The sequence below is a fragment of the Pseudomonas sp. RW409 genome (genome assembly GCF_003184125.1).
Classification (GTDB): Bacteria; Pseudomonadota; Gammaproteobacteria; order Pseudomonadales; family Pseudomonadaceae; genus Aquipseudomonas; species Aquipseudomonas chlororaphis_I.
In genome coordinates, this window is record NZ_QHHP01000002.1 from 316,323 (window position 1) to 327,149 (window position 10,827).

Genomic DNA, 10,827 nt, shown 5'->3' on the forward strand with positions numbered 1-10,827 from the left:
TCGTGTTGCGCGGGTGGTTGAACCCCAGGCCGTCGTATCCGCTGTGTGCAGTCTCTCAAATGCGTGAGATTGCGTTATGGATGGTATTTTCCTGCAGCAACTGATCAATGGACTGACCCTCGGGTCTGTCTATGGTCTGATCGCCATCGGCTACACAATGGTCTATGGCATCATTGGCATGATCAACTTCGCCCACGGCGAGGTTTACATGATTTCCGCTTACCTCGCGGCAATCAGTCTGGCTCTGCTGGCCTACTTCGGCATCGAATCCTTCCCGCTGCTCATTCTCGGTACCCTGGTCTTCACCGTCGTCGTGACGGGGATCTACGGCTGGGTCATCGAGCGCGTCGCCTATAAACCCCTGCGCAACTCCACCCGCCTGGCGCCGCTGATCAGCGCCATCGGGATCTCGCTGATCCTGCAGAACTACGCGCAGATCAGCCAGGGCGCCAAGCAACAAGGTGTACCGACGCTGCTGGCCGGCGCCTGGAAGGTCGAGATCGGCACCGGTTTCGTCCAGCTCACCTACACCAAGATCTTCATCCTGGTGGCAGCATTCGCCGGCATGGCGTTGCTCACCTACATCATCAAGTACACCAAGCTCGGCCGCATGTGCCGCGCCACCCAGCAAGACCGCAAGATGGCCTCGATCCTCGGGATCAACACCGACCGGGTGATTTCCTACGTGTTCATCATCGGCGCCGCCATGGCTGCGCTGGCGGGTGTACTGATCACCATGAACTACGGCACGTTCGACTTCTATGCCGGCTTTGTCATCGGCATCAAGGCGTTCACCGCGGCGGTCCTCGGCGGCATCGGGTCGCTGCCGGGCGCGATGCTCGGCGGGATCATCCTCGGGATCTCCGAGTCGCTGTTCTCCGGTCTGATCAACTCCGACTACAAAGACGTGTTCAGTTTCTCGCTGCTGGTGCTGATTCTGATCTTCCGTCCCCAAGGCCTGCTGGGTCGCCCACTCGTGGCGAAGGTATAAGTATGTCTGCTGCCAATAAACCGATTGATATCAAAAAGAGCGTCATCGACGCCGTGCTGGCCGGGCTGATCTCGCTGATCGTGTTCGGTCCTATCGTGGGTGTGGTACTCGAGGGCTACAGCTTCAACCTGCAACCGGCCCGCGTCGGCTGGCTGGTGGCGATCGTGATGATCGGCCGCTTTGCCTTGAGCCTGTTCCTGCAGACGCCCAAGGGCCTGAGGATCCTCCAGGGTTTCGAAAGCAGCAGCTCCGGTGTGCATGTGCGGGCGCCGGACTACAAGTCGCGGCTGCGCTGGATCATCCCGGCGCTGATCGTGATCGCCATCGTCTTCCCATTCTTCGCCAACAAGTACCTGCTGACCGTGGTCATCCTCGGCCTGATCTACGTGCTGCTGGGCCTGGGGCTGAACATCGTGGTTGGCCTGGCCGGGCTGCTCGACCTGGGGTACGTGGCGTTCTACGCCATCGGTGCCTACGGCCTGGCGCTGGGTTACCAGTACCTGGGCCTGGGCTTCTGGACCGTGCTGCCCCTGGCCGCCCTCGCCGCGGCGCTGGCGGGGTGCATACTCGGCTTCCCGGTGTTGCGCATGCACGGTGACTACCTGGCCATCGTGACCCTGGGCTTCGGCGAGATCATCCGCCTGATCCTCAACAACTGGCTGTCCTTCACCGGCGGCCCGAACGGCATGCCGGTGCCGTCGCCGACCATCTTCGGCCTGGAGTTCGGACGGCGGGCGAAGGATGGCGGGGTGCCGTTCCACGAGTTCTTCGGCCTGGAATACAACCCCAACCTGAAATTCCTGTTCATCTACATCGTGCTGTTCATCGTGGTGCTGCTGGTGCTCTACATCAAGCACCGGCTGACCCGCATGCCGGTCGGCCGGGCCTGGGAAGCCCTGCGCGAAGACGAGATCGCCTGCCGCGCCATGGGCCTGAACCATGTGCTGGTGAAACTCTCGGCCTTCACCATCGGCGCCTCGACCGCCGGCCTGGCCGGGGTGTTCTTCGCCAGCTACCAGGGCTTCGTGAACCCCTCGTCCTTCACCTTCTTCGAGTCGGCGCTGATCCTGGCCATCGTGGTCCTGGGCGGCATGGGTTCGACCGTCGGCGTGGTGATCGCGGCGTTCGTGCTGACCGTGGCGCCGGAGCTGCTGCGCAGTTTCTCCGAGTACCGGGTGCTGCTGTTCGGCATCCTCATGGTGTTGATGATGATCTGGCGACCCCGGGGCCTGATTCGTATCAGCCGCACCGGCGTGACCCCGCGCAAGGGTGCCCTGACCGAGAGGAGCGCATCATGAGCGATGAAGTGATCCTGAAGGTCGAGAACCTGATGATGCACTTCGGTGGCATCAAGGCCCTGAGCGACGTCAGCCTGGAGGTCAAGCGCAACTCCATCTTCGCCCTGATCGGCCCCAACGGTGCCGGCAAGACCACGGTGTTCAACTGCCTGACCGGTTTCTACAAGGCCACGGGCGGGCATATTGCCCTGAATACCCGGGGCACACCGACCAATGTCATCAAGCTGCTGGGCGAGCCGTTCCGGGTGACCGACTTCGTGTCGCCCAAGCGCTTTGCCAGCCGGCTGTTCTACAAGATGTTCGGCGGTACCCACCTGGTGAACCGGGCGGGCCTGGCGCGGACCTTCCAGAACATTCGCCTGTTCAGGGAAATGTCGGTGCTGGAGAACCTGCTGGTGGCCCAGCACATGTGGGTCAACCGCAACCTGCTGTCCGGCATCCTCAATACCAAGAGTTACCAGAAGGCCGAAAGCGATGCGCTGGACCACGCCTTCTACTGGCTGGAAGTGGTGGACCTGGTGGACTGCGCCAACCGCTTGGCCGGCGAGTTGTCCTACGGCCAGCAACGCCGCCTGGAAATCGCCCGCGCCATGTGCACCCGGCCGCAGATCATCTGCCTCGACGAACCGGCCGCCGGCCTCAACCCCCAGGAAACCGAAGCGCTCAGCGCGATGATCCGGCTGCTGCGCGACGAGCATGACCTGACCGTGGTGCTGATTGAACATGACATGGGCATGGTGATGAGTATTTCCGACCATATCGTAGTGCTCGACCACGGCAACGTGATCGCCGAGGGCGGGCCCGAAGCGATCCGCAACGACCCGAAAGTGATTGCCGCCTACCTGGGTGCGGACGAAGAGGAGCTGGTATGACGACTGCACCTATCCTCGAACTCAAGGACCTGGACGTGTACTACGGGCCGATCCAGGCCCTGAAGAAAGTCTCGCTGCACATCAACGAAGGTGAAACCGTGAGCCTGATCGGCTCCAACGGTGCCGGCAAGTCCACGCTGCTGATGTCGATTTTCGGCCAGCCGCGGGCCGAGTCCGGGCAGATCATCTATCGCGGTGTGGACATCACCCACAAGTCCTCGCACTACATTGCCTCCAACGGCATCGCCCAGTCGCCGGAAGGGCGCCGGGTGTTTCCGGACATGACGGTGGAAGAGAACCTGCTGATGGGCACCATCCCCATCGGCGACAAGTACGCCACCGAAGACATGCAGCGCATGTTCGAACTGTTCCCGCGGCTCAAGGAACGTCGGACCCAGCGGGCCATGACCATGTCCGGCGGCGAGCAGCAGATGCTCGCCATCGCCCGCGCGCTGATGAGCCGTCCCAAGCTGCTGTTGCTGGACGAACCGAGCCTGGGGCTGGCGCCGATCGTGGTGAAGCAGATCTTCGCCACCCTGCGCGAGCTGGCCTCCACCGGCATGACCATCTTCCTGGTCGAGCAGAACGCCAACCACGCGCTGAAGCTGTCGGACCGGGCCTATGTGATGGTCAACGGCGAGATCCGCCTGAGCGGTACCGGCAAGGAACTGCTGGTCAACGAGGAGGTGCGTAACGCGTATCTGGGCGGGCACTGAGCCTGCGTACTGTGGATAAGACCTGCCCCGCCGGTTCGCGCCGCCGGGGCATTTTTTATCCACATCCTGTCCTTGTAGGAGCGAGGCTTGCCCGCGATGAACGATAACGCGGTGTACCGAACTCATGCGGTGAGCCGATCGCGGGCAATCGAGCGTCGACCGGCTGCTCCTACAGGAGCTGGCAGCGGATGACCTTGTCCACAGCCGAAACCGAAAATTGTGGAAAACATTCTGCGCAAGCTGGCAAAGCGCGGCATAAAGACGCTGCAAATAGTTGTTTTGCCACGGTTTTGACTTGTCCCCGTTTGCTGTGGAACTGGCTGTGGGTAACGTGGGAGTAGCTGGCTGTACGCCTTGATCGGCGTGGCCTGCAGGCGGTTGATTGTTTTTTGATCAGGCTTTTTTGCCGGACCTCGAGCAGCCGTTGTCAACCTTTTTATTGTCGCAGGCAAAGGGCGAAAACACCCTGGACAAGCCTGTGGATAAGTCTGTGACTAAACTCTGGAAAGACTCGCCAAGGCAGCGTCGTTACTGGCTTGAAGCCATCCCCTGCCTGACCGCCCGGCCGCCTTCGTCGGCCGGGGCTGCATGGACACCATGCCCGGGTCAAGCAAAAAACTTTCTAAAACCGCCTGCAGCCCCTGTGGATAGCGGCTTGCAGACTTTTGCACTTGCCCCCAAAGACTGTGGAGCGTCCTGTGGATAAGGTGCGTGCATATGGCTGCGGGCCAGGAAAGCCGGGGCTTTGCTGGTGTTGGTCGTTTTCTGTACAGTTGCGTCCCTGTAGCCGCTGCCGAAGGCTGCGATAAGGCCCGGAGGGCCTTTCAACGATCTTGAAGAGCACGCCCTCTTCGAGGTCGATCGCAGCCTTCGGCAGCGGCTACAGGGGAAGCTGATAGCCTGGCTCGCACAACCTCCGGTTGCCGCTGCGATTCAGGCCGGGCATGCTGCGAAACGATTTTTCATTTCCACGGCGGTTCGACGCCCCAGCAAGGAGAACACCATGACTTCCACCCTGTTTATTACCGGCGCGACCTCCGGTTTTGGCGAAGCCTGTGCCCGTCGTTTTGCCGAGGCCGGCTGGTCGCTGGTGCTGACCGGGCGCCGCGAAGAGCGTCTCAACGCCCTGTGCGCCGAACTGTCGAAGCAGACCGAAGTGCACGGCCTGGTGCTCGATGTGCGGGACCGCAAGGCCATGGAAGAAGCGATCGCCAACCTGCCGCCGTCCTTTGCCAAGCTGCGCGGGCTGATCAACAACGCCGGCCTGGCCCTGGGGGTCGACCCGGCGCCCAAGTGCGACCTGGACGACTGGGACACCATGGTCGACACCAACATCAAGGGCCTGATGTACAGCACCCGCCTGCTGCTGCCCCGCCTGATCGCCCATGGCCGCGGCGCCGGTATCGTCAACCTCGGCTCCATCGCCGGCAACTACCCGTATCCGGGCAGCCACGTGTATGGCGCGAGCAAGGCGTTCGTCAAACAGTTCTCCCTGAACCTGCGTTGCGACCTGCAAGGCACCGGTGTGCGGGTGACCAACATCGAGCCGGGCCTGTGCGAAAGCGAGTTCTCCCTGGTGCGCTTCAAAGGCGACCAGGAGCGTTACAACGCCACCTACGCCGGTGCCGAGCCGATCCAGCCGCAGGACATCGCCGACACCATCTTCTGGGTGCTCAACACGCCGGCCCACGTCAATATCAACAGCCTGGAGCTGATGCCGGTAAGCCAGACCTGGGCCGGCTTCGCCATCGAGCGCAACGCCAAGGGCTGAATGCTCCGCCTGTAGCCGCTGCCGATGCGTTTGGCAACACAACCGTTCAGGCCTGAATCAGCCCGCACAAGGTAGACTCCCGCTCCGCAACCCACCGCGGCCTTGCATCAAGGCTGCGATTTCAAAGGTTCTCGAGGAGGAAATGTGAGTAACCGAGGTGAGCAGGTACTGCTCAAACAATCGACCATCCTGATGTTCGCCGTGGCGATCGCCGCGATCGTCACGGGTTTTTTTTCCGGTTCCCAATCGATTCTGTTCGATGGTTTTTTTTCGCTGATCGCGACCGTCATCAAGGTCCTGATGCTGATCACCGCCAAGCTGATCGCCAAGGAAAGCAACCAGCGCTTTCAGTTCGGCTTCTGGCACCTGGAACCGATGGTGCTGCTGATCGAAGGCAGCTTTTTGTTGCTGATTGCGATCTACGCCTTTCTCAGCGGTATGTTCGGCATCATCAACGGTGGCCGCGAGATCGAACTGGGCCTGGTGATCCCTTTTGCGATGGTGCTTAGCGTCGTCTGCTTCGCCTATTTCTTCTACGTCCGTTATCGCAATCGCACGTTGAAATCCTCGTTGATCCAGTTCGACAACGTCAGCTGGCTGGTGGACGCGATGCTCTCGGTCGGCTTGCTGGTGAGCTTTCTCATCGCGTTGCTGCTCAAGACCCAGGGTTATGGCCAGTGGGCCGCCTACGTCGACCCGTCAATCCTGATCCTGCTGGCCCTGAGCATGCTTGCACCGGCCCTCAATATTCTCAAGCCAGCGTTACGCGATGTACTGGGAATTGTCCCGGACCAACTGGATGACAAGGTTCGCCAAGTGATGGACAAGGCGAAAGTCGAGCACGGCTTTGCCGACTACATCTCGTATGTGCAGAAGCATGGACGGGCGCGGTTCATCGAGATTCACATCGTGCTGCCGGCGGACTATCCGTTGCAGGGCGTGGCGACGCTGGACACGCTGCGCGAGGAGATATCCACACAGCTTGGCAAGGCGGATGCGGCGCGCTGGCTGACCATCAGCTTTACCGGCGATCGCAAGTGGATTGCCTGAGGCCTTCCTGAGTGCAGGTGCTCAACCGCGAGCAAGCTCGCTCCTACAAAGGACCACGCGATCCTGTAGGAGCGAAGCTTGCTCGCGATAGCGGTTGACGATCAGCCGAAGTATTCGGCCAGACCGAGATAACAGGTCGCCAGGTGATAAGGCGTGGTCGACGGCATGTCCCGGCGGCTGAGTACGCCATGGGCGTCCAGGCATTCGTTCCAGCCCTTGGCATGCAGGAAGTGTTTTTGCAGCGCCAGCAACTGACGCTGCAGGCGTTCGGCGCTGTCTTGGCGCAAGGTCAGGGCGCGCAGGTATTCGGCCTGGGCCCAGATGCGTTGGGTCGGGTCGAGTACATCGCCCTCGACACTCAGCATCCCGCTCACCGCACCGCTGTGGTTATCCACACCGACCTGCTCGGCATAGGCAAAGGCCCGTTCCAGCGAGGCGTGCAGCGGGCAGCCAAACAGCAGAGGCGAGGATTGCAACAGGAAGAACCATTCGAACTGATGCCCCGGCTCGAACCAGTTATCCACAGCCCCCAGCGGTTTCTCCATCATCAGCCCATGCTGTGGTTCGATGAAGCGTTGCTGCATGCCCTCGCACAAGGCCAGCAATGCGCCTTGCACGGCGGCGTCGTCACGCACGGCCAGAGTAGCGAGGAAGGCTTCGGCCAGGTGCATCAGCGGGTTCTGCAACGGACCGGAGGCCAGGGACGACCAGTCTTCGGCGAGGACCGCCTCGTACAGGCCATCGCCGCTGGCAAAGCGCTCGGCCACCACTTTCAGCGCGGCGTTGAGCACCGACTCCACCAGCGGCTCGCGGACCTTGGCCCAGTAATGGGCGCAGGCAAAGATGATGAAAGCGTGGGTGTAGAGGTCCTTGCGCCTGTCCAGCGGCGCGCCCTGGGCATCGATGCTGTAGAACCAGCCGCCGTGCTCGGCGTCGTGGAAGTGCCGTTGCAGGGAACGGAACAGTGCCGCGGCGCGCTCTTGGGCAAGCGGCGTACGGCCATCGCCGATCAGGCTGGAAAACAGGTACAGCTGCCGGGCGCAGGCCATGGCCCGATAACGTTGCGGCGGCAGCGGGGCATGCTCGGCGTCCAGCGCCTCGAAGGGCAACGCCAGCTCCGGATTCCAGCCCGGCCCCTGCCAGAGCGGCACGATCACGGTGTGGAAATGCTGCTGCACGGCCGTAAACAGGGCGGTCGATTCAGGCGGGGAAACGGGGCTGGAAACATCGGGCATTGGCTGGCGTCGTCACGGCAGGGTGGAATGCGCGACATGGTAGCAGAGAAGGCCCCGGGGAGCGGTGTCGGGCCGGCGCCCGTAATCGCGAGCAAGCTCGCTCCTACAGTGACGGCGCTGTTCCTGTAGGAGCGAGCTTGCTCGCGAAAAAATGCCTCAAACGACGCGCATCAGCCAGCCAGTAACCAGGCACCGGTCAGTGCCGAGGCCGCACCCGCCAGGCGTACCAGCGGCGCGGCGGCCTGTGGCAGGACCCGCACCACGGCGTAACCGGCCGCGTGCAGTGCCGCGGTGGCAGCGACGAAGCCTGCGGCATAGGCCCAGGGGCTGGACATGTCCGGCAGTTCCAGGCCGTGGGCCACACCGTGGAACAGGGCGAACAGCGCAGTGGCGGCCACCGCCAGGCTTAGCGGCGGACGCACCGCCAAAGCCACGGCCAGGCCGAGGGCCAGGACCGATGCGGCGATCCCGCTTTCCAGGGCCGGCAGGTTCAGCCCTTCAAAACCCAGCACGCCGCCGATCAGCATGGTGCCGACGAAGGTGCAGGGCAGTGCCCAGCGCGCCGCGCCTTGCTGCTGCGCGGCCCACAGGCCGACCGCAACCATCGCCAGCAGGTGGTCGAGGCCGCCGATCGGGTGGCTGATGCCGGCCATCAGGCCGTTGTCGCCGTGGCCCGGGTGAGCGAAGGCCAGGGCCGGTGTCAGCAGCAGGGCGAGGGTGCCGAGAATACGTTTGAGGGTCATGGACAGGCTTCCTTGTTGAGCTTTTGAAAATAACGATCAGGCCGCGGTCAGCAGTCCCTGGCGTTCGATAAAGGCGATGATTTCCTCCAGGCCCTGGCCGGTCTTCTGATTGCTGAAGACGAACGGTTTGCCGCTGCGCATGCGCCGGGTATCGCCGTCCATCATCTCCAGCGAAGCGCCGACCAGGGGCGCCAGGTCGATCTTGTTGATCACCAGCAGGTCGGACTTGCAGATGCCCGGGCCGCCCTTGCGCGGCAGCTTGTCGCCCGCCGACACGTCGATCACATAGATGGTCAGGTCGGACAGCTCGGGGCTGAAGGTCGCCGACAGGTTGTCGCCGCCGGACTCCACCAGAATCAGGTCGAGGCCGGGAAAGCGCCGGTTCAACTGGTCCACCGCTTCGAGGTTGATCGAGGCGTCTTCGCGAATCGCCGTGTGCGGGCAGCCGCCGGTTTCCACGCCGATGATGCGCTCGGGCGCCAGGGCCTCGTTGCGCACCAGGAAGTCGGCGTCTTCGCGGGTGTAGATATCGTTGGTCACCACCGCCAGGTTGTAGCGCTCGCGCAGGGCCAGGCACAGGGCCAGGGTCAGGGCGGTCTTGCCGGAGCCCACGGGGCCGCCGATGCCGACACGCAGAGGTTGTGTGTTCATGCGACTCTCCAAAATAAAAGACACCCAAGTAAAAGGCGCCGAAGTAAAAGGACTTATGAACGGAACAGGCGGCTGTACTGGCGCTCATGGGCCATGCACGCCAGGGACAGGCCGAAGGCGGCGCTGCCGTAATGTTCGGGGTCGAGGTTCGAGGCATTGCGCTGGGCCTGTTGCAACAGCGGCAGCAGTTCGCTGGTCAGGCGCTGGGCGGCTTGCTGGCCCAGGGGTAGGGTTTTCATCAGCACCGCCAGCTGGTTTTCCAGCCAACTCCACAGCCAGGCGGCCAGGGCGTCCTGCGGGCTGATCCGCCAGGCGCGCGCGGCCAGGGCCCAGCCCAGGGCCAGGTGCGGCTCGGCGATCTGCTCGAGAAAGGCGCGGGCCGGCGCATCCAGCTCCGGCAGGCCGTTCAGCAACTGTTGCAGGGAATAGCCCATCTGCCGGCTTTCCTGGTGCAGCTCGCGGGTTTCGCGGCTGGCGCGATGTTCCTGGCACAGCTGCAACAGTTGCGCCCAGTCCTCGTCCGCGGCCGCCTGACAATGGGCCAGCAACAGCGGCGCTTCGAAGCGCGCCAGGTTGAGCAGCAACTGGTCGCCGATCCAGCACCGGGCGCTGTGCGGGTCGTTGACCGTGGCCTGTTCCACGGCCATCTCCAGGCCCTGGGAATAGCTGTAGCCGCCGATCGGCAGCTGTGGACTGGCCAGGCGCAGCAGGGCCCAGGCGGGATTCATGGGCGCACGCCGAACTGGTGCAGCCGCGGCGCGTAGTTGAAGTCCTCGTCGCCGTGGCGGGAATGATGGTGACCACCGCCGTAGGCGCCGTGTTCCGGCTGGAACGGCGCCTCGATGGTTGCGGTGCTGGCGCCGAGCTGCTCGAGCATGGCCTTGAGCACATAGTCGTCCAGCAGGCGCAGCCAGCCATCGCCGACTTGCAGGGCAACGTGGCGGTTGCCCAGGTGATAGGCGGCGCGGGTCAGTTCGAAGGCATTGCGGCAGGTGACATGCAGCAGGGTTTCCGCACGCGCGCAGACCCGCACGATCCGGCCATCCTCGGCCTGCAGGCATTCGCCGTCGTGCAGCGGCGGCTGGCCACGCTCCAGAAACAGCCCGACGTCCTCGCCGTCGGCACTAAAACAGCGCAAGCGGCTTTTGCTGCGGGCTTCGAAGGTCAGGTGCAACTCGGCGGACCAGTCGGGTTGCGGCGCGATTCTGCGATGAATCACCAGCATTTGAAGGCTTCCAGCTATGAGCGATGCAGGGTGTAGAGCAAGTGCCTTGCCAATCGCCCGGTCTGATCGGAAACAGGGGGGAAGCGCCTGAAAATGGGGCAGGCTTCTGTTTTATTTTGTTACAAATTCAGGATTCGAGCTGATTTATAGCACTGACTTGGTGCGCTGTGCTGTTTTTTGATGCGCGACAGAGCGCCGCTCTGGCGCAAGCCAAAGCGGGCAGATAAGGGGTGGAGGAGGTGGGGGCGGTTCAGCGAAGCGGCGGGGGTTATTCG

Annotated in this window: 11 protein-coding genes; 6 read left to right on the top strand and 5 right to left on the bottom strand. The window is 62.9% G+C overall.

From position 1 onward, the window contains the following. Window positions 1-76: 76 nt before the first annotated feature. The 6 genes from DK261_RS01530 to DK261_RS01560 all read left to right on the top strand — a co-directional run bounded on the left by DK261_RS01530 (window position 77) and on the right by DK261_RS01560 (window position 6,698). A complete protein-coding gene (locus tag DK261_RS01530; protein ID WP_009046714.1) occupies window positions 77-991 on the top strand; it encodes a branched-chain amino acid ABC transporter permease in 915 nt (304 codons plus the stop codon). Between the two features lie 2 nt (window positions 992-993). Beyond that, window positions 994-2,289, top strand: coding sequence for a high-affinity branched-chain amino acid ABC transporter permease LivM (livM, locus tag DK261_RS01535; RefSeq protein WP_009046715.1), 1,296 nt, complete (start codon window positions 994-996; stop codon window positions 2,287-2,289). Continuing rightward, a complete protein-coding gene (locus tag DK261_RS01540; protein ID WP_009046716.1) occupies window positions 2,286-3,161 on the top strand; it encodes an ABC transporter ATP-binding protein in 876 nt (291 codons plus the stop codon). The genes livM and DK261_RS01540 overlap by 4 nt, the downstream gene beginning before the upstream one ends. Further along, entirely contained in the window at window positions 3,158-3,877 is a 720-nt protein-coding gene (locus tag DK261_RS01545; RefSeq protein ID WP_009046717.1) for an ABC transporter ATP-binding protein, read from the top strand. The genes DK261_RS01540 and DK261_RS01545 overlap by 4 nt, the downstream gene beginning before the upstream one ends. A 1,003-nt stretch (window positions 3,878-4,880) precedes the next feature. Continuing rightward, a complete protein-coding gene (locus DK261_RS01555; RefSeq protein ID WP_009041929.1) occupies window positions 4,881-5,648 on the top strand; it encodes an SDR family oxidoreductase in 768 nt (255 codons plus the stop codon). 144 nt (window positions 5,649-5,792) lie between these two features. Further along, window positions 5,793-6,698, top strand: a complete 906-nt coding sequence (locus tag DK261_RS01560) for a cation diffusion facilitator family transporter (RefSeq protein ID WP_009046718.1) — start codon at window positions 5,793-5,795, stop codon at window positions 6,696-6,698. A 101-nt stretch (window positions 6,699-6,799) separates the two neighbouring features. Here the strand turns inward: DK261_RS01560 and DK261_RS01565 are convergent, their stop codons facing one another. The 5 genes from DK261_RS01565 to ureE form a co-directional block, all read right to left on the bottom strand. Further along, complete coding sequence (locus DK261_RS01565) at window positions 6,800-7,933, bottom strand: AGE family epimerase/isomerase (protein WP_110175179.1); 1,134 nt, start codon at window positions 7,931-7,933, stop codon at window positions 6,800-6,802. Between the two features lie 170 nt (window positions 7,934-8,103). Next, on the bottom strand, window positions 8,104-8,676 hold the full coding sequence (locus tag DK261_RS01570) for a HupE/UreJ family protein (RefSeq protein WP_110175180.1): 573 nt from the start codon (window positions 8,674-8,676) through the stop codon (window positions 8,104-8,106). A 36-nt stretch (window positions 8,677-8,712) separates the two neighbouring features. Continuing rightward, window positions 8,713-9,327 carry an urease accessory protein UreG gene (ureG, locus tag DK261_RS01575; RefSeq protein WP_110175181.1) on the bottom strand — a complete coding sequence of 205 codons (615 nt, stop codon included), beginning with the start codon at window positions 9,325-9,327 and terminating at the stop codon, window positions 8,713-8,715. 53 nt (window positions 9,328-9,380) lie between these two features. Continuing rightward, a complete protein-coding gene (locus tag DK261_RS01580; protein WP_110175182.1) occupies window positions 9,381-10,055 on the bottom strand; it encodes an urease accessory protein UreF in 675 nt (224 codons plus the stop codon). Then, complete coding sequence (gene ureE / locus DK261_RS01585; RefSeq protein ID WP_023970250.1) at window positions 10,052-10,552, bottom strand: urease accessory protein UreE; 501 nt, start codon at window positions 10,550-10,552, stop codon at window positions 10,052-10,054. Before ureE ends, DK261_RS01580 begins: the two co-directional genes overlap by 4 nt. Window positions 10,553-10,827 lie beyond the last annotated feature (275 nt).

Excerpts from the sequence above, each read along its gene's own strand:
- DK261_RS01530 (WP_009046714.1), top strand. The coding sequence starts at position 77 with ATGGATGGTATTTTCCTGCAGCAACTGATCAATGGACTGACCCTCGGG.
- DK261_RS01570 (WP_110175180.1), bottom strand. The coding sequence starts at position 8,676 with ATGACCCTCAAACGTATTCTCGGCACCCTCGCCCTGCTGCTGACACCG.
- DK261_RS01540 (WP_009046716.1), top strand. The coding sequence starts at position 2,286 with ATGAGCGATGAAGTGATCCTGAAGGTCGAGAACCTGATGATGCACTTC.
- DK261_RS01580 (WP_110175182.1), bottom strand. The coding sequence starts at position 10,055 with ATGAATCCCGCCTGGGCCCTGCTGCGCCTGGCCAGTCCACAGCTGCCG.
- ureG (WP_110175181.1), bottom strand. The coding sequence starts at position 9,327 with ATGAACACACAACCTCTGCGTGTCGGCATCGGCGGCCCCGTGGGCTCC.
- DK261_RS01565 (WP_110175179.1), bottom strand. The coding sequence starts at position 7,933 with ATGCCCGATGTTTCCAGCCCCGTTTCCCCGCCTGAATCGACCGCCCTG.
- DK261_RS01555 (WP_009041929.1), top strand. The coding sequence starts at position 4,881 with ATGACTTCCACCCTGTTTATTACCGGCGCGACCTCCGGTTTTGGCGAA.
- livM (WP_009046715.1), top strand. The coding sequence starts at position 994 with ATGTCTGCTGCCAATAAACCGATTGATATCAAAAAGAGCGTCATCGAC.
- DK261_RS01545 (WP_009046717.1), top strand. The coding sequence starts at position 3,158 with ATGACGACTGCACCTATCCTCGAACTCAAGGACCTGGACGTGTACTAC.
- ureE (WP_023970250.1), bottom strand. The coding sequence starts at position 10,552 with ATGCTGGTGATTCATCGCAGAATCGCGCCGCAACCCGACTGGTCCGCC.